The organism is Rhizobium sp. NZLR11 (assembly GCF_019685115.1).
Taxonomy (GTDB): Bacteria; Pseudomonadota; Alphaproteobacteria; order Rhizobiales; family Rhizobiaceae; genus Rhizobium.
Map to the genome: position 1 here is coordinate 80035 of NZ_JABDWD010000020.1, position 23976 is coordinate 104010.

The 23976-nt window shown below is 60.6% G+C and carries 26 protein-coding genes and 1 tRNA gene; 17 read left to right on the top strand and 10 right to left on the bottom strand.

Annotated features, from left to right (window positions below):
- The first annotated feature begins 119 nt into the window (after positions 1 to 119).
- From HJB83_RS27185 to pncB, 6 genes are all read left to right on the top strand, one after another.
- Complete coding sequence (locus HJB83_RS27185; protein WP_221132969.1) at positions 120 to 1208, top strand: microcin C ABC transporter permease YejB; 1089 nt, start codon at positions 120 to 122, stop codon at positions 1206 to 1208.
- A complete protein-coding gene (locus HJB83_RS27190; RefSeq protein ID WP_207582462.1) occupies positions 1208 to 2356 on the top strand; it encodes an ABC transporter permease in 1149 nt (382 codons plus the stop codon). The genes HJB83_RS27185 and HJB83_RS27190 overlap by 1 nt, the downstream gene beginning before the upstream one ends.
- On the top strand, positions 2353 to 3990 hold the full coding sequence (locus HJB83_RS27195; RefSeq protein WP_207582463.1) for an ABC transporter ATP-binding protein: 1638 nt from the start codon (positions 2353 to 2355) through the stop codon (positions 3988 to 3990). The genes HJB83_RS27190 and HJB83_RS27195 overlap by 4 nt, the downstream gene beginning before the upstream one ends.
- Before the next feature lie 8 nt (positions 3991 to 3998).
- The gene (locus tag HJB83_RS27200) at positions 3999 to 4955 is read left to right on the top strand and encodes a glyoxylate/hydroxypyruvate reductase A (RefSeq protein ID WP_207582464.1); all 957 of its coding nucleotides are present in this window, start codon (positions 3999 to 4001) and stop codon (positions 4953 to 4955) included.
- 130 nt (positions 4956 to 5085) lie between these two features.
- Positions 5086 to 5451 (top strand): hypothetical protein, encoded by a 366-nt coding sequence (locus HJB83_RS27205; RefSeq protein ID WP_221132970.1) that lies wholly within the window; start codon positions 5086 to 5088, stop codon positions 5449 to 5451.
- Between the two features lie 187 nt (positions 5452 to 5638).
- A complete protein-coding gene (pncB, locus tag HJB83_RS27210; protein WP_207582466.1) occupies positions 5639 to 6943 on the top strand; it encodes a nicotinate phosphoribosyltransferase in 1305 nt (434 codons plus the stop codon).
- On the opposite strand, the gene HJB83_RS27215 is transcribed toward pncB, so the two are convergent.
- Complete coding sequence (locus tag HJB83_RS27215) at positions 6925 to 7164, bottom strand: CrpP-related protein (RefSeq protein WP_207582467.1); 240 nt, start codon at positions 7162 to 7164, stop codon at positions 6925 to 6927. The genes pncB and HJB83_RS27215 overlap by 19 nt on opposite strands.
- Positions 7165 to 7542: 378 nt before the next feature.
- The gene (locus tag HJB83_RS27220; protein WP_207582468.1) at positions 7543 to 7752 is read right to left on the bottom strand and encodes a KTSC domain-containing protein; all 210 of its coding nucleotides are present in this window, start codon (positions 7750 to 7752) and stop codon (positions 7543 to 7545) included.
- A 221-nt stretch (positions 7753 to 7973) separates the two neighbouring features.
- On the opposite strand from HJB83_RS27220, the gene HJB83_RS27225 reads away from it, so the two are divergent.
- A complete protein-coding gene (locus tag HJB83_RS27225) occupies positions 7974 to 8711 on the top strand; it encodes a hypothetical protein (protein ID WP_207582469.1) in 738 nt (245 codons plus the stop codon).
- A gap of 253 nt (positions 8712 to 8964) precedes the next feature.
- Here the strand turns inward: HJB83_RS27225 and HJB83_RS27230 are convergent.
- Positions 8965 to 9054: transfer RNA gene (locus HJB83_RS27230), tRNA-Ser, on the bottom strand.
- A gap of 227 nt (positions 9055 to 9281) precedes the next feature.
- Between HJB83_RS27230 and HJB83_RS27235 the strand changes: the two genes are divergently transcribed.
- The 9 genes from HJB83_RS27235 to deoA all read left to right on the top strand — a co-directional run bounded on the left by HJB83_RS27235 (position 9282) and on the right by deoA (position 17876).
- Positions 9282 to 9599 (top strand): hypothetical protein, encoded by a 318-nt coding sequence (locus HJB83_RS27235; RefSeq protein ID WP_207582470.1) that lies wholly within the window; start codon positions 9282 to 9284, stop codon positions 9597 to 9599.
- A 316-nt stretch (positions 9600 to 9915) separates the two neighbouring features.
- A complete protein-coding gene (locus HJB83_RS27240; protein ID WP_207582471.1) occupies positions 9916 to 10908 on the top strand; it encodes a BMP family protein in 993 nt (330 codons plus the stop codon).
- Positions 10909 to 10996: 88 nt separating this feature from the next.
- Positions 10997 to 12508: an ABC transporter ATP-binding protein gene (locus HJB83_RS27245; RefSeq protein ID WP_207582472.1), complete on the top strand. Its 1512-nt coding sequence runs from the start codon at positions 10997 to 10999 to the stop codon at positions 12506 to 12508.
- 7 nt (positions 12509 to 12515) lie between these two features.
- Positions 12516 to 13619 carry an ABC transporter permease gene (locus HJB83_RS27250; RefSeq protein WP_207582473.1) on the top strand — a complete coding sequence of 368 codons (1104 nt, stop codon included), beginning with the start codon at positions 12516 to 12518 and terminating at the stop codon, positions 13617 to 13619.
- Between the two features lie 10 nt (positions 13620 to 13629).
- Entirely contained in the window at positions 13630 to 14601 is a 972-nt protein-coding gene (locus HJB83_RS27255; protein WP_207582474.1) for an ABC transporter permease, read from the top strand.
- 1 nt (position 14602) lies between these two features.
- Positions 14603 to 14992 carry a cytidine deaminase gene (locus tag HJB83_RS27260; protein ID WP_207582475.1) on the top strand — a complete coding sequence of 130 codons (390 nt, stop codon included), beginning with the start codon at positions 14603 to 14605 and terminating at the stop codon, positions 14990 to 14992.
- On the top strand, positions 14989 to 15798 hold the full coding sequence (locus HJB83_RS27265; RefSeq protein WP_221132971.1) for a purine-nucleoside phosphorylase: 810 nt from the start codon (positions 14989 to 14991) through the stop codon (positions 15796 to 15798). The genes HJB83_RS27260 and HJB83_RS27265 overlap by 4 nt, the downstream gene beginning before the upstream one ends.
- Positions 15791 to 16567, top strand: coding sequence for a deoxyribose-phosphate aldolase (gene deoC / locus HJB83_RS27270; RefSeq protein ID WP_207582477.1), 777 nt, complete (start codon positions 15791 to 15793; stop codon positions 16565 to 16567). The genes HJB83_RS27265 and deoC overlap by 8 nt, the downstream gene beginning before the upstream one ends.
- A 1-nt stretch (position 16568) precedes the next feature.
- A complete protein-coding gene (gene deoA / locus HJB83_RS27275) occupies positions 16569 to 17876 on the top strand; it encodes a thymidine phosphorylase (protein ID WP_221132972.1) in 1308 nt (435 codons plus the stop codon).
- 5 nt (positions 17877 to 17881) lie between these two features.
- On the opposite strand, the gene HJB83_RS27280 is transcribed toward deoA, so the two are convergent.
- From HJB83_RS27280 to HJB83_RS27310, 7 genes are all read right to left on the bottom strand, one after another.
- Positions 17882 to 18451 carry a TIGR02281 family clan AA aspartic protease gene (locus HJB83_RS27280; protein WP_221132973.1) on the bottom strand — a complete coding sequence of 190 codons (570 nt, stop codon included), beginning with the start codon at positions 18449 to 18451 and terminating at the stop codon, positions 17882 to 17884.
- A gap of 126 nt (positions 18452 to 18577) precedes the next feature.
- Positions 18578 to 19207, bottom strand: a complete 630-nt coding sequence (gene upp / locus HJB83_RS27285; protein WP_003544477.1) for a uracil phosphoribosyltransferase — start codon at positions 19205 to 19207, stop codon at positions 18578 to 18580.
- A gap of 111 nt (positions 19208 to 19318) precedes the next feature.
- The gene (locus tag HJB83_RS27290) at positions 19319 to 20287 is read right to left on the bottom strand and encodes an adenosine deaminase (RefSeq protein ID WP_221132974.1); all 969 of its coding nucleotides are present in this window, start codon (positions 20285 to 20287) and stop codon (positions 19319 to 19321) included.
- The gene (locus HJB83_RS27295) at positions 20284 to 21504 is read right to left on the bottom strand and encodes a phosphopentomutase (protein ID WP_221132975.1); all 1221 of its coding nucleotides are present in this window, start codon (positions 21502 to 21504) and stop codon (positions 20284 to 20286) included. The genes HJB83_RS27290 and HJB83_RS27295 overlap by 4 nt, the downstream gene beginning before the upstream one ends.
- A 109-nt stretch (positions 21505 to 21613) precedes the next feature.
- Positions 21614 to 22195 carry a TadE/TadG family type IV pilus assembly protein gene (locus HJB83_RS27300; protein WP_207582482.1) on the bottom strand — a complete coding sequence of 194 codons (582 nt, stop codon included), beginning with the start codon at positions 22193 to 22195 and terminating at the stop codon, positions 21614 to 21616.
- Complete coding sequence (locus HJB83_RS27305) at positions 22195 to 22830, bottom strand: TadE/TadG family type IV pilus assembly protein (protein WP_221132976.1); 636 nt, start codon at positions 22828 to 22830, stop codon at positions 22195 to 22197. Before HJB83_RS27305 ends, HJB83_RS27300 begins: the two co-directional genes overlap by 1 nt.
- A 111-nt stretch (positions 22831 to 22941) precedes the next feature.
- A complete protein-coding gene (locus HJB83_RS27310) occupies positions 22942 to 23352 on the bottom strand; it encodes a pilus assembly protein N-terminal domain-containing protein (RefSeq protein WP_221132977.1) in 411 nt (136 codons plus the stop codon).
- Between the two features lie 380 nt (positions 23353 to 23732).
- Here HJB83_RS27310 and HJB83_RS27315 point away from each other — a divergent pair, with 380 nt between their 5' ends.
- On the top strand, positions 23733 to 23918 hold the full coding sequence (locus tag HJB83_RS27315; protein WP_007634070.1) for a Flp family type IVb pilin: 186 nt from the start codon (positions 23733 to 23735) through the stop codon (positions 23916 to 23918).
- Positions 23919 to 23976: the final 58 nt, after the last annotated feature.

Here is a 23976-nt window from a genome sequence, read left to right on the forward strand (position 1 = left end):
AAATGGCACGAGCGAATCACGACACGTCGGCAGGGCCGGCAACGGAAGGCTGACGGATTGAGCGGCATTGGACTGGACGGCGGGCAGGCAGAAAAATCATTCCCGGAGGCTGAAGGCTGATGGGCGCCTATATCTTTCGCCGCCTGCTATTGATGATCCCGACCATCATCGGGATCATGGCGATTTCCTTCACCGTCATTCAGTTCGCCCCCGGCGGCCCCGTCGAGCAGGTGATCGCCCAATTGACCGGTCAGGCCGACAGTGCCGACCAGCGTCTGTCCGGCGGTGGCGATCTTCTCGGCGGCGGCGGTAACGACGAAGGCTCTAGATATCGAGGCGCCCAGGGCCTCGATCCGGAACTGATCGCCAAGCTCGAAAAGCAGTTCGGCTTCGACAAGCCGCCGTTGACGCGGTTTGGCGAAATGATGTGGAATTACATCCGCTTCGATTTCGGCGAGAGCTTCTTCCGCAATACCTCCGTGCTCGAACTCGTCAAGGAGAAGCTGCCTGTGTCGATCTCGCTCGGCATCTGGATCCTGATCTTCTCCTATGCGATTTCCATCCCGCTCGGCATCCGCAAGGCGATCAAGGATGGATCGACCTTCGATGTCTGGACGTCCGGCGTCATCGTCGTCGGTTATGCCGTACCAAGCTTCCTCTTCGGCATTCTGCTGATCGTGCTTTTTGCCGGCGGCTCCTTCTACGACTGGTTTCCGCTGCGCGGCCTGGTCTCCGATAATTTCGACCAGCTGGCCTGGTGGCAGAAGCCGCTCGACTATTTCTGGCATCTCACCTTGCCGCTGATCTCGCTTTCGCTGTCGGCCTTCGCCACGACGACGCTGTTGACCAAGAACTCGTTCATCGAGGAGATCAAGAAGCAATATGTCGTCACTGCCCGCGCCAAGGGCCTGAACCAGCGGCAGGTGCTCTACGGTCATGTCTTCCGCAACGCCATGCTGATCATCATCGCTGGTTTTCCCGGCGCCTTCATCTCGGCTTTCTTCACCGGCTCGCTGCTGATCGAGAACATCTTCTCGCTGGATGGCCTCGGCCGTCTCGGCTATCTTTCGGTCATCAATCGGGATTACCCGATCGTCTTTGCCACGCTCTACATCTTCTCGCTGCTCGGCCTCGCGGTCAGCCTGGTTTCCGACTTGATCTACACCTGGATCGATCCGCGCATCGATTTCGAGCGGAGGGATGTCTGATGGACGCCGCCGCAAATCCTGCTGTTGCAGCGCCCGTCAAGCCGCCGCGCAAGGGCCTGCTGTCGCCGACCAACATCCGTCGCTGGCAGAATTTCCGGGCGAATGGCCGCGGTTACTGGGCGCTGTGGCTGTTTCTGCTGCTGTTCGTCCTCAGCCTGTTTGCCGAGTTCCTCGCCAACGACCGGCCGATCATCGCCTCCTACAAGGGCGAGATCCTCTTGCCGGTTCTCATTGACTATCCCGAGGAGAAGTTCGGCGGCTTCCTCGCCGAGACCGACTACCGTTCCTCGGTGATATCGGATGAGATCAATGCCAATGGCTGGATGATCTGGCCGCCGATCCGTTATTCCTACCGCTCGGTCAACTCAAACATTCCGCATTCGGCACCGACTGCCCCCTTCTGGCTGATGACCAGGGAGGAGCGCTGCGCCGGCTATCCGCAGGCCGTGAACGATCCGGATTGCACGCTGGGCAATCTCAACTGGCTCGGCACCGACGACCAGGCCCGCGACGTGCTGGCGCGCGTCATCTACGGTTTCCGGATTTCGGTGCTCTTCGGCCTGGTGCTGACCATCTGCTCGGCGATCATCGGCGTGACCGCGGGTGCGGTGCAGGGCTATTTCGGCGGCTGGACCGATCTGCTTTTGCAGCGTTTCATTGAAATCTGGTCGTCGATGCCGGTGCTTTACATCCTACTGATCATCGCGGCCCTGCTGCCGCCCGGCTTCTTCGTGCTGCTCGGCATCATGCTGCTCTTTTCCTGGGTCGGCTTCGTCGGCATCGTGCGAGCCGAATTCCTGCGTGCCCGCAATTTCGAATATGTCCGCGCCGCCCGCGCGCTCGGCGTCAACAATCGCACCATCATGTGGCGCCACCTGCTGCCGAACGCCATGGTCGCGACGCTGACCTTCCTGCCCTTCATCCTCTCAGGCTCGATCACCACCCTGACCTCGCTCGACTTCCTCGGCTTCGGCATGCCGCCTGGCTCCCCTTCGCTCGGTGAAATGATCGCTCAGGGCAAAAGCAACCTGCAGGCGCCGTGGCTCGGGCTGACGGCCTTCTTCGCCATGTCGATCATGCTTTCCCTGCTGATCTTCATCGGCGAAGCAGTGCGCGATGCCTTCGACCCGAGGAAGACGTTTCAATGAGTGACATGACAGAACCGCTCCTTTCCGTCCGCGATCTCTCTGTTGCCTTTCATCAGGGCGGCGAGACCTCGCTTGCTGTCGATCACATCTCCTTCGATATCGCCAAGGGTGAGGTCGTGGCGCTGGTCGGCGAATCCGGTTCCGGCAAGTCGGTCTCGGCCAACTCGATCCTGCGGCTTTTGCCCTATCCCTCGGCAAGCCATCCCTCCGGCGAGATCCTGTTCAAGGGCAAGAACCTTCTGAAAGCGTCGGAACGGGCGTTGCGCGAAGTGCGCGGCAACGACATCACCATGATCTTCCAGGAGCCGATGACCTCGCTCAATCCGCTTCATTCGATCGAGAAGCAGATCGCCGAGATCCTGGCGCTGCACCAGGGCCTCACCGGCCAGCCGGCGCGCCAGCGCATACTGGAACTGTTGAACCAGGTCGGCATCCGCGAGCCTGAGAAGCGCTTGAAGGCCTATCCGCACGAGCTCTCCGGCGGCCAGCGCCAGCGCGTCATGATCGCAATGGCGCTCGCCAACCGGCCGGAATTGCTGATCGCCGACGAGCCGACCACCGCCCTCGATGTCACCGTCCAGGCGCAAATCCTCGAATTGCTCCGGCAGTTGAAGGCCGTGCACGGCATGTCGATGCTGTTCATCACCCATGACCTCGGCATCGTGCGTAAATTTGCCGATCGCGTCTGCGTCATGACCAAGGGCAGGATCGTCGAAACCGGAACGGTCGAGGACGTCTTCGCCAATCCGAAGCACGAGTATACCCGCCACCTCCTCGCCTCCGAACCACGCGGCGAGCCGCCGCTTGCCGATCCCGCAAAGCCGATGGTGATGGAAGGTTCCGACATTCGCGTCTGGTTCCCGATCAAAGCAGGTCTGATGCGCCGCGTCGTCGATCACGTGAAGGCGGTCGACGGCATCGATCTTTCGCTGCGTGCCGGGCAGACGCTCGGTGTCGTCGGCGAATCCGGTTCCGGCAAGACCACGCTTGGCCTGGCGCTCACCCGGCTGATTTCCTCGCAAGGGCGAATTGCCTTCGTCGGCAAGGATATAGCCGGCTATTCGTTCAGCGAGATGCGGCCGTTGCGCAACCAGCTGCAGGTGGTTTTCCAGGATCCCTACGGGTCGCTCAGCCCGCGAATGTCGGTCGGCGATATCGTCGCCGAAGGGCTGAAGGTCCATGAGCGCTCTTTGACATCGGAAGAGCGCGACCAGCGCGTCTGCTGGGCGCTGGAGGAAGTCGGTCTCGATCCCCTGACCCGCTGGCGTTATCCGCACGAATTCTCCGGCGGTCAGCGCCAGCGCATCGCCATTGCCCGCGCGATGGTGCTGAAACCGCGCTTCGTCATGCTCGACGAGCCAACCTCCGCGCTCGACATGAGCGTGCAGGCCCAGGTGGTCGATCTCTTGCGCGATCTGCAGAGGAAGCACGATCTCGCCTATCTCTTCATCAGTCATGACCTGAAGGTGGTGAAGGCGCTCGCCAACGACGTCATCGTCATGCGATTTGGCAAGGTGGTGGAGCAGGGCCCGTCATCGGAAATCTTCCGCGCGCCGAAGGACGAATACACCAGGGCGCTGATGGCGGCCGCTTTCAACATCGAGGCGGTGCCGACGCCTGCCGTGCAGCAGTAAAGATGATCATGCCGACACCTCCCGTTCTCGTCGATATCAAGTTCAATCCCGAAGGCGTCGCCCGCGTGTTGAAGACGGCCTTTTCCGATCGCGGCAGCATCAATCTCGCCGATGCGGCCGATCGGATGCGCGATCTCCGCGAGGCCGAATATGCGCTGCTCTGGAAGCCGGATGCCGACCTTTTCGCACGGGCGCCAAACCTCAAGGTGATCTTCTCCGGCGGCGCCGGCGTCGACCATATTATCGGCATGGACGGTCTGCCGGAGATCCCGATCGTCCGTTTCGTCGATCGCAGCCTGACGACCCGCATGAGCGAATGGGTGGTCATGCAGTGCCTGATGCATCTGCGGGGGCAATATGCCCATGACAGCCACCAACGGCAGCGCCAATGGGCCAAGCTGATCGCGCCGGAAGCGGCGGAGGTGACGGTCGGCGTCATGGGCCTCGGCATTCTCGGGTTGGATGTGGTCGCCAAGCTGAAGGTGATGGGTTTTAACGTCATCGGCTGGTCGCGCACCCGCAAGGAGATCGACGGCGTCGAAACCTTTGATGCCGGCGCATTGGACGGGTTCCTCGCAAGGACCGACATCCTTGTCGGCTTGCTGCCGCTCACCGCTGAGACGACGGGGTTTTATGATAGCGGGCTATTCAAAAAGCTGCGCTGCGACGGCGCGCTCGGGCGCCCGATCCTCATCAATGCCGGCCGCGGCAAGAGCCAGGTCGAAGCCGATATCGTTTCCGCGATCCGCGACGGCACCCTCGGCGGCGCTTCGTTGGATGTCTTCGAGGTGGAGCCGCTTGGGCTCGACAACCCGTTGTGGGAACTGGAGAACGTCTTCATCACGCCGCACGACGCGGCGGTCTCCGAAGAAAACGCGCTGTTCCGCCATGTCGAGACGCAGATCGCCCGTTTCGAGCGCGGCGAGCCGCTGCAATTCGTGGTCGACCGCGCCGTCGGCTATTAGAGCGTCATGCAGAAACCTGTCAGCGCCTAAAATCATCCGGATCTAGGCCCCCGGAACCTTCCAGACGGCCACCCGTTTCCCTGTGGAATTCTCGGGCCGGATCGGCCCGTCAAGACAGCGGAAGGAGACGATGATGGCACATCAGACGGAAACACGCTGGGAAAAGTCTGACGGCAAGCTTCACGAGGAAGAGCAGATCCCCCCGGTGAAGGCGAGGCAGGGGCGCACGGGTTATCGCATCCTGCTGGTGCTGCTCGCCGCGCTGGTGTTGGCTTTCGTGGTTTGGATCCCGGTGGAGATCTGGGGCAAGCGCGAAGCAAACGAGGTGGCGCCGCAGCAGCCCGGCCAGCAGCTGCAGTCGCAGCAGCCTGCCACGGCACCTGCGCCAACGCTGCAAAACGGCACTGCGGTTCCGACCGAGACGCCAAACACTAAGCCGGCCGCCCCTGGTGTCACGCCTGCAGCGCCGGCCCAACCCGTAGCGCCGGCCCAATAAGCATTCGGTAAATGACCTCTCGCATCCCGCCGCCATTCGCGCCGCGGGATGCTTGTTGTTTTATCTGGACTTTGTCTGTCGATTTTTCGATAAGAAGGCGCACGAGCCGGTTCGTGCGCCGGCCCGGACTTGGCAATAGCCGGGAATTTGGCAGCACCTGACCGGAGTGGACAGGGGCAGGAATTTTATGGCCAGGACCGATATTGCAAGACGCGTCTACAATCACGCCTGGAAACTCGATCCGATCGTTCGCAGCCTGATCGATACCGACTTCTATAAGCTTCTGATGCTGCAGATGATCTGGAAGCTTTATCCTGACGTGAACGCGTCTTTTACCCTCATCAATCGGACCAAGCGCGTGCGCCTTGCCGATGAGATCGACGAAGGCGAATTGCGCGAACAGCTCGATCACGCCCGCACGCTGAAACTCGCCAAGAAGGAGATGATCTGGCTGGCGGGTAACAGTTTCTATGGCCGCGCCCAGATCTTCGAGCCGGAATTCCTCGCCTGGCTTTCCAACTTTCAGCTGCCCGAATACGAGCTGTCGAAGAAGGACGGTCAATATGTACTGGATTTCCATGGGGCCTGGAAGGAAACCACCATGTGGGAGATCCCGGCGCTCGCCATCGTCAACGAATTGCGGTCGCGCTCGGCGATGAAGGCGCTCGGTCCCTTCACCCTCGATGTGCTTTATGCCCGCGCCAAGGCGAGGATGTGGTCGAAGGTCGAACGGCTGAAGGAACTGCCGGGCCTGCGCATTTCCGATTTCGGCACCCGCCGCCGTCACAGTTTCCTCTGGCAGCGCTGGTGCGTCGAAGCGCTGAAGGAAGGCATCGGCCCGGCCTTTACCGGCACCAGCAACGTGTTGCTGGCGATGGATTCCGATCTCGAGGCCGTCGGCACCAATGCCCACGAACTGCCGATGGTGGCTGCCGCCCTTGCGCAAACCGATGAGCAGCTGCGCAACGCGCCCTACAAGATCCTGCGCGACTGGAACAAGCTCTATGGCGGCAACCTTCTGATCGTCCTGCCGGATGCTTTCGGCACTGCCGCTTTCCTGCGCGACGCGCCGGAATGGGTCGCCGACTGGACCGGCTTTCGCCCGGACAGTGCCCCGCCGATCGAAGGCGGTGAAAAGATTGTCGACTGGTGGAAGAAAATGGGTCGCGATCCGCGCCAGAAGCTGCTGATCTTCTCCGACGGTCTCGATGTCGACGCCATCATCGATACCTACCGGCATTTCGAAGGCCGCGTGCGCATGAGCTTCGGCTGGGGCACGAACCTGACGAACGATTTTTCCGGCTGTGCGCCGATCGAAATATCCGGCCTCAACCCGATCTCGGTCGTCTGCAAGGTCAGCGACGCCAACGGCCGTCCGGCGGTCAAGCTCTCCGACAATCCGCAGAAGGCGACGGGTGACCCCGCAGAGGTCGAGCGCTACCTGAAATTCTTCGGCGCCGAGGACAGGATCGATCAGACCGTTCTGGTGTAGGCGAGCGACAATGCGCCGCCATCCCGTGGCGCATTGCTTTGCCCCGCCATCGCATCCTCGATCGACCAGCCGAAGCGCCAGGCGTCAAACATCGAGTACCATTCCTGGAAATCGGTGATCGGCAGAATATCCGGCTTCGACATCGGATTGTCGGCCAAGCTGCGGCCACGCGCACGGTCCCGTACGCCACGCTCCTGCATCTCAAGCAGAGTCTCGAACATCGTCACCCCCTTGGTCCTATCCGATAGATTTATGCAATCATGCTAATAAAACATTGTCGAGTCCGGATTCGATGATTGGAGTTTTTCACAGGATTAGCCCCAAATCGCTAGTTCAGGGGTAACGGAGACCGCAACGACCCGGGATCATGCGATCACGATCAACGAAAATAGCGTGACGGGGAGGCCCGGCTTTCTGGCTGGTCCGCCACCGAGCCTCCCGGCTAGCCGACCCTGAACAAGCCGGCAGCGCCGACACGTTGCCGCCTTCCGGCCGACGCGATCCAACCAAGATAACAAGGAGGGTTAAAGGGCCGTTAATATCCACCGGACCTGTCCCGATCGGGAGCATTCCGGGACGTAAGCTGGCGCCTCCGCTTGTCAGGCAGCCAGTCTCCGAAACCGGGTTCTGATCCGGTCGAGGTAATAATGGCCGGGAGACGGCGCCACTGTCATCGCATGGGCTTCCGAGGACGGAACGCCTTCGAACAGCCGCTCCTCCCCATTCTTGAAGCAAATCCTGAGCCGCGCGTCTTCCTGGCTGAAATAGACGGACTTGATGATCTTCGACTTTACCGACAGTTCTTCCACCTGTTTAATCTCCGTGTTTTAGTTTGGCAGAAGATAAACCCAAACGTGCAAAGACGCGGTGAAGCGGCATGGTAAAAAATCAGGAATCGTTCGACGCGCTGTGGGCCGTCGACATATTCTTGGTTCCCAGCACGTTGATGACGCGCCCTGCATTTGACAGCGCTGTATTTTGATGACGATATCTCGACTCGGCAGCGAGCGGCAGGCTAGCAGGGGTGACAATGCTGAGTGACACGATTTCCTTCCTAAGGCATAATCTGTTTCTTATTTGTTTTGTTGTTGCAATAAGTTGCGCGGTCATAGTATTTTCTGAGTACAATGAGAGCAGTCGTGGCGGTTCAACTCAGTTTTTTGTTGCGCTATATTTAGGATATTGTGCCCAAAATACCATATTGAGCGGAACGGAACGAGTGCAGATCAACCGAGGGATGGTTGGGTTTGGCAGCTACATCTGGAAAAATTTCCTCATTGTGCTTGTCGTAATGGCTATCGTAATCGGCCTCCCTCTCGCCTTCGGCGCCGCTTCCTTGTCGACGGGTGGACTTGTACTGGTATGCGGCGGGCTGTTCGCAATTAGCTATCCGTCGCTCCTCGCCCTTGTCGGAACCTGGCCGACTGCCGGAATTGCAGGTTCAACCAGCGGACTTGCAGATGCCTTTGCCAGGGGCCGACATGGCTTCGTTCCAACCTTTTTGCGCCTGTTTGCCGGGATTATTCTTCCCTCTATCGTTCCGTTTCTATTGATGGCCATAGCGGCGTCTATGTCATACCAAGCGGCTGCTGTTTTTCAGGGTGGAAAAATAAGCCTCGCGGCTTTGGCACTGCTTATTGTTTCGCAAAGCCTAGGGACATTTGGAATATGCTATGCCTCCATCGTTCTGGCTCGCAAATTTCAGATGTCCGAGGGAGGGCTTCATACAATCTCAGCGACAAGCGAGATCTCGGAAATTTTCCAATAGGTATCCGTAACCGTGATCACGTTGGATCGTTCTTGGCAGGCAATTCGATCGCCGGGCGGCTGAGCGAAAAGGCTTTTGAGTTCTGTCCCACAAGTCGGAGCCTCAAGCTTCTTCGAGTCGGTTTCGTCATGGTCAGGTGAGAAGCGCAGATGTCTGCAAGCGCAGACTGCTCCGGGTACGCGCCTTCGGGCGCGCAATCGATTTTCTCGAATCTTGCGGTGTGGCTGAAGATGCAAGGGGTCCCCTTGCGGTATGGCGGACAGGGTGGGATTCGAACCCACGGTACGCTTTCACGTACACACGCGTTCCAGGCGTGCGCCTTAAACCACTCGGCCACCTGTCCTTCTTTGGCGTTCGCGCCTGGATAGGAGCAAATCGTCGGAACGGCGCGATATATACCGATGAATTTTTGTCGATCAACCGAAATCTAACAGTTTTTTGACTTCTTCAGATAAAACTCGCCTCGACCCGTCCATTGTGCTTCACATCATCGATGACTATGTAATTCTCAAGGTGGAGAATGGCGCGGCCGGCCGGAATTGTCTGGCATAACGAGCGTCGGAGGAATTGATGCGTTTCCTGTTGCGTCTGGCCAGCCTTGTCGCGCTTGCGGCGGCCGTTATTGCCGGGACCATCGATTCGATCCAATCGGTTGCAGCGTCCTCAGTGGTGATGACGCCGATATCCGATGCCTGGCAGGATGTGAGCCCGACAACCCTCATGTCGCTGCAATCCTCCCTTTCCTACTATGTCCACCCGCGGTTCTACACCTTCATCTTCCAATGGCTGATGCTCCAGCCGGCCTTTGCCGTTTTCCTGGTGATCGCGCTGCTTCTCTGGATGATCGGTTATAAGAAGCCGCCGGTGGCTGGTCGCTTCACCGCATAGGCAAGCCGTTTTGCCGCCGCGACCCGGCCGGGAATCCGATCGGCCTCCATTGTTTCCGTAGCCCCGACATGGCTGCCGGATTGGCTGGAAATTTCGCATCCCGACGACGGAAATGTCTAAAAATCAGCCCCGAAGAACGGATTTTCGGCAATCGCTGCAAATCTTTACCAGCTGAAAAATTTCTGGTGAATTTTTCCGTGAGCCATGCAAGGATGCACGCAGCCAGGCCTCCGGGGGGAGGTCGGTGGTTCCGCAGACATGTCCGAAAAGGACTTGCGGGAGGACCCCTAACGAATAGCAACAACAGGGCTGCACAATGAAAAAAACCCTTCTCACTCTCCTTGCCGTGGCTGCCATGTCGACGACGGCGCTCGCTGCCGATGTCAAGCCGGCGCTGGTTTACGGCACCGGCGGGAAGTTCGATAAGTCCTTCAACGAGGCGGCCTACAACGGCGCCGAGAAGTTCAAGGCCGAGACCGGCATTGCCTATCGCGACTTCGAGCCGACGGGCGACACCCAGGGCGAACAGGCCATCCGCAACTTTGCAAGCCGCGGTTTCAATCCGGTGGTAGCCGTTTCCTTCGCCTGGACCTCGGCCATCGAGAAGGTCGCAGCCGAATTCCCCGACACCAAGTTCATCATCGTCGACTCCGTCGTCGATAAACCGAACGTTCGCTCGGTGGTCTACAAGGAAGAAGAAGGCTCTTACCTCGTCGGCGTTCTCGCCGGCATGGCATCGAAGACCGGCAAGGTCGGCTTCGTCGGCGGCATGGACATTCCGCTGATCCGCAAGTTCGAATGTGGCTATGAACAGGGCGCACGCGCCGCCAAGGCCGATGTCGAAGTTTTCCAGAACATGACCGGCACCACGGGTGCAGCCTGGAATGACCCGGTTCGCGGCGGCGAACTCACCAAGAACCAGATCGATCAGGGCGCCGATGTCATCTACGCGGCAGCTGGTGCTACCGGTCTCGGCGTTCTGCAGACGGCCGCCGACAACAAGAAGCTTTCGATCGGCGTCGATTCCAACCAGAACCATCTGCATCCGGGCTCTGTTCTGACCTCGATGGTCAAGCGCGTCGATCTCGCCGTCTACAACGCCTATACCGACACTAAGAACGACAAGTTCACCGGTGGCGTCCAGGCGCTCGGCGTCAAGGAAGAGGGTGTCGGCGCAGCGATCGACGACAACAACAAGTCGTTGATCACGCCGGAAATGCAGGCGGCCGTCGACAAGGCCAAGGCCGATATCATCGCGGGGACCATCAAGGTTCACGATTACACCTCGGACAACGCTTGCCCGAAGTGATCCGCGCCCGGAAATGATCGACGATTGAGATCGGGCGTATGGCGGAGGGGATTTTCGCCATACGCCCTTTTCTTATTTGGAGCCTGCAGTGACAGATAAGCCCGCTATCGAGCTTGTCGGCATCGATAAGAAATTCGGTGCCGTCCATGCCAACAAGGACATCAACCTCACCGTCGCCAGGGGGACGATCCACGGCATCATCGGCGAAAACGGCGCCGGCAAATCGACGCTGATGTCGATCATCTACGGTTTCTACCATGCCGATAGCGGCGAGATCCGCGTCAACGGCAATCCCGTCACCATCCGCGACAGCCAGGCGGCGATCGCCACCGGCATCGGCATGGTGCACCAGCATTTCATGCTGGTCGACAATTTCACGGTGCTTGAGAACATCATGCTCGGCGCCGAAGGCGGCATGCTGCTGGCGAGAGGTGTTGCATCGGCCCGCGCCGAACTCAAGCGGCTGGAAACGGAATACGGTCTCGAGGTCGATCCGGATGCGCTGATCGAAGAGCTTCCGGTCGGCCTGCAGCAGCGCGTCGAAATCCTGAAAGCCATGTATCGCGGCGCCGAGATCCTGATCCTCGACGAACCCACCGGCGTGTTGACGCCGGCAGAGGCCGATCACCTCTTCCGCATCCTCAAGGTGCTGCGCGACCAGGGCAAGACGATCATCCTCATCACCCATAAGCTGCGCGAGATCATGGCGATCACCGATACCGTCTCGGTCATGCGCCGCGGCGAGATGGTCGCGACCCGCAAGACGGCGGAAACGACGGTGGAGGAGCTTGCCGAGCTGATGGTTGGTCGCCGCGTGCTGCTGCGCGTACAGAAAGGCGAGGCGAACCCCGGCGCCGCCGTGCTCTCCGTCCGCAACCTTTCGGTCAAGGACAATCGCGGCGTCACCATGGTCGACAATGTCTCCTTCGACGTGCGCGCCGGCGAGATCGTCGGCATTGCCGGGGTTGCCGGCAACGGCCAGTCCGAATTGCTGGAAGCGATTGCCGGCATCCGCAAGCCGACCTCCGGCGAAATCCTTCTCGACGGCCAGACGATCGACAAGGCCGATCCCGCCCGCCTGCGCGAACTCGGTCTCGCCCATATTCCCGAAGACCGCCACCACATGGGCTTGGTGCTGAAATTTGAGGAATACGAAAATTCCGTGCTCGGCTATCACCGGCGCCCGGGCTACAGCAAAGGTCCGCTACTTGATCTCGAAGCGATCCGCAAGGATGCGATGGAGATGATCGAGAAATACGATATCCGTCCGCCGAACCCGCGGCTGAAGACGGCGAATTTTTCCGGCGGCAACCAGCAGAAGATCGTCGTTGCCCGTGAGATCGAGCGCGATCCGAAGATGCTGATCATCGGCCAGCCGACCCGCGGCGTCGATATTGGCGCCATCGAATTCATCCACCGCCGGATCATCGAAATGCGTGACGCCGGCAAGGCGATCCTGCTCGTCTCCGTCGAACTCGATGAAGTCCGCTCCCTTTCAGACCGTATCCTTGTCATGTTTGCCGGCCATGTGGTCGGCGAGAAGACGCCCGATGCCGGTGAACAGACCCTCGGCCTGATGATGGCCGGCATTGCCGCGTGAGGCCTTTATGAGCACTGCTTCCGTTCCGCTACCACACTGGATCAACTACGGCCTGATTCCGCTTTTAAACCTCGTCGTCGCCTTCCTGATCTCCGGTTTTGTCGTCTGGCTGATCGGCGAAAGCCCGCTAGACGCGCTGTCGCTGCTGCTCGAGGGCGCGCTCGGCAACGGCGAAGGCATCGGCTTCACGCTCTACTATGCGACGAGCTTCATTTTTACTGGCCTCTCCGTCGCGGTGGCAATCCATGCCGGCCTCTTCAACATCGGCTCCGAAGGCCAGGCCTATGTCGGCGGTCTCGGCTGCGCGCTGGTGGCACTGGCGCTCGATCGTTACGTGCCCTGGTATGTGACGATGCCGATCGCCGTCATCGGCGCAGGTCTCTTTGGTGCGGCCTGGGCCTTCATCCCCGCTTTCCTCCAGGCAAAGCGCGGTAGCCACATCGTCATCACGACGATCATGTTCAACTATATCGCCGCCGCCCTCATGGTGTATCTGCTGGTGCACGTGCTGATCGTGCCGGGCAAGATGGCGCCTGAAACCCGCACCTTCCTTGAGGGAGGGCAGCTTCCAAAGCTTGGTTGGCTCATGACGACGTTCGGAGCCAAGCTGGGTGCTGCGCCGTTCAACGTCTCCTTTATCATCGCCCTTCTTGCCGCCTGGTTTGTCTGGGTCCTGATCTGGCGCACCAAGCTCGGCTTCGAGATGCGCACGCTGGGCGTCAGCCGAACGGCGGCCGACTATGCCGGCATCCCCTATGCCCGCACGGTCATTGTCGCCATGCTGCTCTCCGGCGCCCTTGCCGGCATGATGGCGCTGAACCCCGTCATGGGTTCGTCGGCCCGCCTGCAGGTGGAATTCGTCGGTGGTGCCGGCTTCGTCGGCATCGCCGTGTCGCTGATGGGCCGCAACCATCCGCTCGGCATCATCATGGCGGCGATCCTGTTCGGCATCCTCTACCAGGGTGGCGATTGGGTCTCCTTCGAAATGCCGAACATCACCCGCGAGATGATCCTTGTCATCCAGGGTCTGGTGATCCTCTTCGCCGGCGCGCTGGAATACATGTTCCGGCCGGCGATGGTGCGGCTCTACCAACAGTTCAAGCGCGGTTAAGGAGCGGGCGATGGATTATTATGACATCTTCATCAGCGTTCTGAGCTCGACCATCCGCCTGTCGATCCCGCTGATCTTCACCGCCCTTGCCGGTCTGTTTTCGGAACGCGCCGGCATCTTCGATATCGGCCTTGAGGGCAAGATGCTGGGCTCGGCCTTTGCTGCCGCCTGCATCGCCTATCTCACCGATTCGGCCTGGCTCGGGCTCGGTGCCGGCATCGTCTGTTCGGTGGCGCTCAGCCTGGTGCATGGCTTTGCCTCGATCACCAACCGCGGCAATCAGATCGTCTCGGGTGTGGCGATCAACTTCTTCATCGCCGGCATCACCATCGTGCTCGGTCAGGCCTGGTTCGGCCAAGGCGGGCGCACGCCGCAGCTGTCGCCGGATGCGCGTTTCGCACCGATCATCCTGCCGGGTGCCGATGCCGCCCGCGACATACCGATCTTCGGCCCGCTTTATGCCAATGTCATATCGGGCAACAATATTCTGACCTACCTCGCCTTTCTTGCCGTGCCGTTTTCCTGGTGGGTGCTTTACCGCACCCGCTTCGGCCTGCGGCTGCGCGCCGTCGGCGAAAACCCCGGTGCGGTGGATACGGCCGGCATCTCGGTCGCCTGGCTGCGCTACCGCGCCGTCATGTGCGCCGGCATCCTCTGCGGCTTTGCCGGCACCTATCTGGCAATCGCCCAGTCCGCCGCCTTCATCAAGGACATGTCGGCCGGCAAGGGCTACATCGCGCTCGCCGCCCTCGTCTTCGCCAAGTGGAAGCCGGTGCCGGTGATGTTTGCCTGCCTGCTCTTCGGCTTCCTCGATGCGCTGGCCAATTTCATGCAGGGCAAGCAGGTGCCGCTGATCGGCGAAGTGCCAGTGCAGGTCTTTCAGGCGCTGCCCTATATCCTGACCTGCGTCCTGCTTGCCGGCTTCATCGGCGTCGCGACCCCGCCGAAAGCCGGCGGCGTGCCCTATACGAAGGAGCGTTGATATGTCCCACGACCTGTTCGAAGCCGCCCGCGGCGCGATGGCTTTTGCCCATGCGCCCTATTCGAAATTCCCGGTCGGTGCGGCGATCCGCGCCGAGGACGGCAAGGTCTATACCGGCGCCAACATCGAAAACCTGTCCTTTCCGCAAGGGTGGTGTGCCGAGCCGACGGCGATCAGCGCCATGATCATGGGCGGCGCCAAGAAGATCGTCGAAATGGCGGTCATTGCCGAGAAGCTGCCGCTCTGCCCGCCCTGCGGCGGTTGCCGCCAGAAGATCTCCGAATTCGCCTCCAAGGAGACGAAGATCTATCTCTGTGATGACGCAGGCGTGCAGAAGACGATGACGATGGAAGAGCTTCTTCCCTTCAGCTTCGAGACCGAACTCGGATGAAGGCGACAGTCAACCTGCTTGCCGCTTTGCTCGGCGGCATCAAGCCGCGCCACGGCATCGTGCTCGGCTCCGGTCTCGGCTCCCTGGTCGGCCAGCTGGACGGCGCCGTGCGTGTTCCCTATCGCGACCTGCCGGGCTTTCCCGTCAGTGCCGTCTCCGGTCACGCGGGCGAAGTCGTCGCCGGCCGCCTTGGAGGCGTGCCTGTCGTCATGCTCTCCGGCCGTGTGCATTATTACGAAAAGGGCGATGCCGGCGCCATGCGCCTGCCGATCGAGGTGCTGAAGGCGCTCGGCGTCGAAGCGCTGATCCTGACCAATTCTGCCGGATCGCTGCGCGACGACCTGCCGCCCGGTTCGGTGATGCAAATCACCGATCACATCAACTATTCCGGCATGAACCCGCTGATCGGCGAGGAAAGCGACCATCGTTTCGTCGGTATGACCAATGCCTATGATGCGGGCCTTGCTGGGGCGATGCAAAGGGCAGCGGCCAAACTCGAAATCGAGCTGGCGCGCGGTGTCTATATGTGGTTTTCGGGCCCGAGCTTCGAAACGCCGGCCGAAATCCGCATGGCCCGCATCCTCGGCGCCGATGCCGTCGGCATGTCGACGGTGCCCGAGGTCATCATTGCAAGAATGCTGGGCCTGAGGGTTGCCGCCGCCTCGGTTATCACCAACTATGGGGCTGGCATGACCGGCAATGAGCTCAGCCATGAAGAAACCAAGGACATGGCGCCCATCGGCGGCGCCCGTCTCGCCGCCATATTGAAAGACATGATTGCGGCCGGAGGAAGTAAAGATGAATAGCCATTCCATCCGGGAAACGGCGGCTGTCGCCCTTTCCCTTCTCGATCTCACCAATTTGAAGGACGATTGCACCGAGGCGCAGATCGATGTGCTCTGCGCCCGCGCGCAGACGCCCTACGGCAACAGCGCTGCAATCTGCATCTGGCCGCGCTTCGTCGCTCAGGCCCGCAATATCCTCGGCATCGGCCATGCCGTGCGCATCGCTACCGTCGTCAACTTCCCCTCCGGCGATATGGAAGTGGCCGACGTCGCCGCCGAGACACGCGAGGCGATTGCCGACGGCGCCGACGAGATCGATCTGGTCATCCCCTATCGCAAGCTGCTTTCCGGCAATGAGAAGGCGGTGACCGATATGGTCAGGGCCGTGCGCGCCGAATGCGCCGGCCTTGTCCTTCTGAAGGTCATCATCGAGAGCGGCGAGTTGAAGGATGCGGCATTGATCCGCCGCGCCTCTGAACTCGCCATCGACGCCGGCGCCGATTTCATCAAGACATCTACCGGCAAGGTCGCCGTCAATGCGACACTCGAGGCCGCCGACATCATGATCCGCGCCATTCGCGAAAGCGGCCGCAAGGTCGGGTTCAAGCCAGCCGGCGGCATCGGTTCGGTGGCTGATGCCGCGCTCTATCTGAGTCTTGCCGAAACCATCATGGCGCCCGACTGGGCGATGCCGTCGACCTTCCGTTTCGGCGCTTCCAGTCTGCTTGACGATATCCTGGCGGTTCTGAGCGGAACACAGTCTGCACCGGCTGCGGCGTCGAGCTATTGAGATGATCCCGCAGGAGATCATCCGGCGTAAGCGCGATGGCGACGAGCTCGACCCCGACGATATCCGGTCCTTCATCGCAGCACTCGCTGCCGGTCAGCTGTCGGAAGGCCAGATCGGCGCCTTCGCCATGGCCGTCTGGTTCAAGGGCATGTCGCGGGCCGAGACCGTCGCCCTGACGCTGGCGATGGCCGACTCCGGCGACAGGCTGCAATGGGCCGATATCGACCGCCCGATCGCCGACAAACATTCGACCGGTGGCGTCGGCGACAATGTTTCGCTGATGCTGGCGCCGATCGCTGCCGCCTGCGGTCTCGCCGTTCCGATGATTTCCGGGCGCGGCCTTGGCCATACAGGTGGCACGCTGGACAAGCTCGAATCCATTCCCGGCTATATGATTACCCCGGATGCGAACCTGTTCCACAAGGTCGTGAAGGAGGTCGGATGCGCCATCATCGGCCAGACTGGGGCCCTTGCGCCTGCCGACGGCCGGCTCTATGCCGTGCGCGATGTGACTGCAACCGTCGATTCCATTCCCCTCATCACCGCCTCCATCCTGTCGAAGAAACTTGCGGCCGGGCTTCAGACGCTGGTGCTGGACGTCAAGGTCGGCAATGGCGCCTTCATGTCCGACCGGGCCCAGGCGGAGATCCTGGCGCAGTCGCTGGTCGAGGTCGCCAATGGCGCAGGCGTGAAGACGTCGGCGCTGATCACCGACATGAACCAGCCGCTCGCCGATGCCGCCGGCAATGCGGTCGAGATGCGCAACTGCCTTGATTTCCTGGCGGGTGGGAAGGCAGACACGCGGCTCGAAACCGTCGTTCTTGCCTTCGCCGCCGAGATGCTGGTGAAATCGGGCATTGTGCCTTCCGCTGATGAAGGCGAGGGGATGGCGCGCAAGGCGCTGTCATCGGGACAGGCGGCCGAGGTTTTCGGCCGCATGGTCTCGATGCTCGGCGGCCCGGCCGATCTCATTGAAAACCCGAACAAATATCTGGCCAGGGCGCCTGTGGAAAAACCTGTCCTCGCCGCCCGATCTGGCTGGCTTGCAGCCTGCAATGCGCGCGGTATCGGCATCAGCGTCATCGATCTCGGCGGCGGAAGACGTCATCCGGCCGACCGGATCGATCATCGCGTCGGCTTCTCCGAACTTCTGCCGCTTGGCACCCGTGTCAGCGCCGGCGAACCGATCGCGCTGGTTCACGCCGCCGACGAAGCGGCGGCGGAACGGGCAGCGGCGGCACTCGCCGCGCATTACCGCATCACCAAGGAAAAGCCGGAGCTGGAGCCGGTGATTTCGACCCGGATCTGATCGCTTTACTGCTTCAGGCTGAGCGAACCGTCGGCGACGGAATAGGAGGCGAGTTTTTGCAGGAAGCTCATGCCGACCAGGGTCGTCGTCAGCGCTTCGTCCTTGAGAACGAAGGCTTCGACATCGCGCACGCGGATACCGCCGATTTCCACCCGGTCGAGCATCACATGCGCCGCCTTCGTCTGGCCGTTTGCGGTGTTCACCCCATAGCGGAAATCGAGCTGGTTGGCGGTGAAGCCCAGTCGGCGGGCGAGCGTCTCGTTAAGCGCGACATAGGTGGCGCCAGTATCGATCAGGCCTTGCACCGGCTTGCCGTTGATCTTGAAGCCGCCGGTATAATGGCCCTGGGCATCCGCTTGCAGACGGATCGCATTGCTGCCTGAGACCGGTGCGGGTGCCGCGGGCTTGTCGCTTTCGGTCGATAGGTAATTGGCGGAAAGCGCGTCAGCAGACCGCTGGCCGGTGTCTCCGAAGAAGGAAGGCACCTGTGTTGCGAGCACCGCGGCGATGCTGGCGAATAGGACGGTACGCACGAGCATGAAACAGAAATCCTTCCTGTATAAACCCCGCTTCATGCGGGGCCTCATGCTTCGGAATTGCTAAACCTCAAGTGCTGACAAGTTGCTAATATCGCCAACAAAAAGGCCCGGAATGAACCACCGGGCCTTCAAGTCTTTCGATTTGGTAAACGAAAGCTGAAACTACTTGGTGCCGTACATGCGGTCGCCGGCATCGCCGAGGCCGGGCATGATATAGCCCTTTTCGTTGAGATGACTGTCGATCGACGCGGTGAACACCGGAACATCGGGATGCGCGGCGCGGAAGTTGCGGATGCCTTCGGGAGCGGCAAGCAGGCAGAGGAAGCGGATATTGTGGGCGCCGCGTTCCTTGAGCTTGTCGATCGCGGCGATCGACGAATTGCCGGTTGCAAGCATCGGGTCGACGACGATGATCAGCCGCTCGGCCACGTCTTCCGGAGCCTTGAAGTAATATTCGACCGGCTGCAGCGTTTCGTGGTCGCGGTAAACGCCGATATGCGAGACGCGGGCGGAAGGCACGAGATCGAGCATGCCTTCGAGCAGGCCGTTGCCGGCGCGCAGGATCGAGGCGAAGACCAGCTTCTTGCCTTCGAGGATTGGCGATTCCATCGTCTGCAGCGGCGTCTCGATCGTTTCCATTGTCAGTTCGAGATCGCGGGTCACCTCGTAACAGAGCAGCGTCGAGATTTCGCGCAGCAACCGCCGGAAACTTCCCGTCGATGTCTCCTTGCGCCGCATGATGGTGAGTTTGTGCTGCACCAGCGGGTGATCGATGACCGTGACGCCGTCCATGGGGAAGCCTTTCATTTTCTATCGAATGTTTCTTTCACGGAAATCGGCCCGACTGCAAGAGTGGCGGCCAATTTGCGCCGATCATCCCCAGCCTCGCTCCACATTTGGCTCTCAAAGTCGGGCGAGCAGGGCCTTGCGTGTCTCATCGTCGACGAAGGCCGCCTCGATCGCCGTGCGCGTCATGGCATCGATCTCGTCGTCGCTGAGGCCGAAAGCCTCGGCGGCAAGTTCGTATTCCCGCTCCAGTGAGGTATGAAAGAACGGCGGATCGTCCGAGCTTATCGTCACGCGCACGCCGGCGTCCTTCAGCCGGCACAGCGGATGCGAAGCGAAATCGGGAAAGACCTTAAGCGCGATATTGGAGCCCGGGCAGATCTCCAGCACGGTGCCGAGATCGGCAAGCCGCTTCACCAGATCGAGATCCTCGATGGCGCGCACGCCATGGCCGATGCGCGAGGGGCGCACGGCATCGAGCGCGTCGGCGACACTGAAGGCGCCGCAGACCTCGCCGGCATGAATGGTGAGCCCCAGGCCGGCATCGCGGGCGATATCGAAGGCCCTGGCATAGTCGGCGACGCGCCCCATCCGCTCCTCGCCGGCAAGGTTGAAGCCGGTAATCAGAGGATTGCCGGCCTTTGCCGCGTATTCGGCGGCGCCGATCACGCTCTCCGGACCGAAATGCCGCTCGCCGGTGACGATCAGCCGGGCCTCGATACCGCTCTTTTCCCTGGCCCGCCGGACGCCTTCGCAGATGCCTGATATATAGGCGTCGGCACCCAACCCGATGCGTTTGCCGTGGTCGGGCGAAACGATCAGTTCGCTGTAGATCGTATTGATGCCGGCGAGTTGGTCGAGATAGGTTTCGGTCAGAAGCGCATAGTCCTCCTCGGTCCTGTAGACCTCGGAAACCTTGTCGTAACAGTCGAGGAAGCTTGCGAAATCATGCCAGACATAGGCGCCGCCGCGAAGCTCGCCGCTGATGTCGACGCCGTATTTGTGCGCCTGCGCCTCGGTCAATTCAGGAGGTGCCGCACCCTCCAGATGGCAGTGCAGTTCGACCTTCTTCAAATGCGACGTCACAGAAAACTCCTTCCATGCGGTCCTGCCGGAATCCCGAGATGGCGCGCGATGCTTTCGCCGATATCGGCATAGCTGCGGCGCACGCCGATCGAACGCGACCGGATGCCGGGGCCATAGGCGATGACGGGCACGCGCTCGCGCGTATGGTCCGTGCCGCGCCAGGTCGGGTCGCAGCCGTGGTCGGCGGTGAGCACGACGAGATCGCCTGGCTTCAGCTTCTTGTGGACTTCGGCCAAGCGGGCATCGAAGGCTTCGAGTGCCGCGGCATAACCCGGCACATCGCGGCGATGGCCGTAAAACATGTCGAAATCGACGAAATTGGTGAAGACGAGATCGCCGTCCTCGGCCTCGTCGATGGTTGAGAGCGATGCATCCATCAGCGCATCGTTGCCATTTGCCTTGATGACCCTGGAAATGCCCTGATGCGCGAAGATGTCGCCGATCTTTCCGACAGCATGCACGTGCCGGCCGTGTTCGATAAGCCGGTCGAGCAGCGTCGGCTCCGGCGGTAGCACGGAGAAGTCGCGCCGGTTTCCGGTGCGCTGGAAGGTCGAGGGGGACTGACCGATGAAGGGCCGGGCGATGACGCGACCGATATTGTAGCGATCGAGCATCCCGCGGGCTAGACGGCAGAAAGTGAGCAGGCGATCGAGACCGAACTGCACCTCGTGCGCAGCGACCTGGAAGACCGAATCCGAGGAGGTGTAGCAGATCGGCTTGCCGGTGCGGATATGCTCCTCGCCGAGCCGGGCGATGATCTCCGTTCCAGAGGCATGGCAGTTGCCGAGAATGCCGGGCACATCGGCCTCCCTGCACAATGCCTCGATGAATTCGGCAGGAAAGGCCTCGCCCTCCATCGGGAAGTAACCCCAATCGAAACTGACAGGTGTTCCTGCGATCTCCCAATGGCCTGATGGCGTGTCCTTGCCGCGGGAGATTTCGGTGGCGGCACCATAAATGCCGTAGACCTTCTCGGGAACGGGCATGTCGGCCGGGAACCGGCCGGAGGCCGATCGGGCGATCTGCATCAGCCCGAGTTCCGACAGGTTGGGCAGGGAAAGCGGCCCGCTGCGCAATCCGGCACGATCTGCGGCTCCGGCTGCGCAGAACTCGGCGATATGGCCGAGCGTATCGGCGCCCTCGTCGCCATAGGCCGCCGCATCCGGCGCTCCGCCGACGCCGAAAGAATCCAGAACGAAAAGAAAGGCACGCGCCATTTTACACCCGAGAGAGCCGATCGCCGGCCCCAGGGACGTCGGAGCGGCAGAGCCTCAGGCATATAATGCTGCGGCCGGCTTGGCAAATTCGGGAAGAAGGGGAGGGCTGTCAGCAGTCGCTGCAGGCGATCGAGTCGCCTTGCCGCTGGCGGTAGAAATAACTGCGGCTGATGGTGATCGTGCGCATGCCGTCCGGCAGGAAATTCGGCGCAAACAGGAACATCGTATAGGGGATGCTGAGCTCGGTGCGAACAAGGAAGCTGTTGGCGGTCTTCATGTCGGACGGCACATTGCTCACGGCCGTATTCTTGGCATAGGGCGAGGTCCCGTCCTGCGCCCACGACCACAGCACTTTCGCATTGGCGCTGGCGTCGATCGTAATTCCGGTGATCTTCAGCGTCAGCGACGTGTTGTTGTAAGGCACGAAGATCGCGGTTGCGACCGACGGCATCTGTGCAAGCGTGCTCTTCGTGATGGATTGCTGCTGGGTGACGAGGTCGGCCACCGTCCCTGCAGCGCGTGTCACCCGCTTGCTGACGCTGAGGCCGATCGTGATCTCGAAAGCGCCGATATAGAGCATGACGAGCACGGGAAAGAGGATCGCGAATTCGATCGCCCCGGCGCCCTTGCGATCTCGGGCCAGCCGCCGCGCCGTCAATACCAGTCTGCTGAACGGGTTGCGTAACGCCATTATGGATACTGCTCGTTCTGCAAGGCCGCGGTCGCGATGATCAGATATTCCCTCGGCATCGAACCGTCGGAGGGACGTATGGTCGTGATGTAGGGCCGAACCAGATCCGCGGTGATTTCCCAGCGGTAGTAGGCGCGGACCATGTTGATGGTGCCGGCGCCGCCCGGCGCGTATTTGAAGGCCGCCGTGTTGAGGTCGGCATATTTGTCGGTCGAAAGCTTGGGAATCGTCGTCGGAATGGCCGAAAAGGTGCTGAATGTCTGTACATCCAGGTAGAGCTTGCTCGGCGTAGCCACTTCGCTCGTCGAGCAGCGGATCAGGATCGAGATCTCATCGCAGAAAGCCTGGCGGAACTGCGCCTGGTTCATATCGGTCGTGCGGCCAAGATTATAGGTTATCTGCCCGGTTCGCATCTTGCGGCTCATCGTATCGACGGCGTTCGAGACGAGTTCCTCGGCAGCAAAGGCGACGAAGGTTTCAAGGACTGCGAAAATCACCAGGAAATAGGGAATAGCAAGCAAGGCGAATTCGATCGCCGCGGAACCCTCGCGCGATCGGCCGAGAGCGCGAAACCGTGAGAAACGGAACGGCGCGGAGACGCGCGCTTTTTCCGTCTTCTGATCAATTACCGTCATTGCCTGGACCCGAGCGACATTCTCTGTCCGCCACACTAGGGTCCGTTCGTTGATTTTCCGTTTCAGTCTGAGGCGACGATTTTAACGAATGGCCGAAGAGAGGTAAGACAATCAGGGTGAGGTAGTGCTGGTGGTCGCCTGCTGTGCATGCTGCTCGCAGTTCGGCGTGCAGGACAGCACTGAGCGTTCGGTCTGCCGGTAGACGCGCACCGTATTGCCCTCATCGATCGACACCAGAATACGCTCGTCGAGGATCGCATTGCCATCGGCATCGAGCAGCACCAGATTGGTGGTGCCGAAGCTGCGTCCTGTGAGAACGATGGTCTTGGCGTCGGCGACGGTTGCATCGGCGACCTTGGCATTGCCGACGATGACCTTGCTGACAGGGCGGTCGAGCTTCAATACGCGCGCGTGATCCATATAGACGCGCAGCATGTCATCGTCTGCGGCCGCGGAAACTCCCGAAATACCGAAAACGGCGATCATGCCGGCAAAGAAAATGGTTTTGCCGCTCGATGACATTTGGTCCTCTTTCACGATCACAGCGCAATATCCGCATAGAATGGAAAAAAATGGTGAACGAAGCCTTAAGCCCGCCTCCCTGTTCCGGGATGAGGCGCAATGATCCGATTTGGCACGGCCTCAGGACCGCACACGCTCCGGTTGGAAGTAAGACCTGTGCTATTACCGGATGAATCCAGCGGTTATTCCGGGAAGATTGTTAAATATTGAAGTAGTCGCATAAGAAAATACTTACCCTGCAAGGGGCTGGTGTCTCGTTGACGCCTCGTTAACTCTTTTCTTTAAGCCGATGGAAACGCCCATTCGCTAGGTTGATGCCATCCGATCAACGGCAAACAGTTGGCGGACGTGCTGAACATCAACTGGAGTTAGGAGTTACCATGACCAAGCTTTTTAGCCGTTTTCTGAAGGACGAATCCGGCGCGACCGCAATTGAATACGGCCTGATCGCTGCCCTCATTTCCGTAGCGCTGATTACCGGCGCAACGGCTCTCGGCAACAGCATCAGCACCACGTTCAACAATCTGAGCACCAAGATGAACACCGGCGTTACGGCGTCGAACTAAGATAGGGGCAGCCACTTGGCGCCCATATTATACGGCCGGATCGGCTCCGACTGATCTA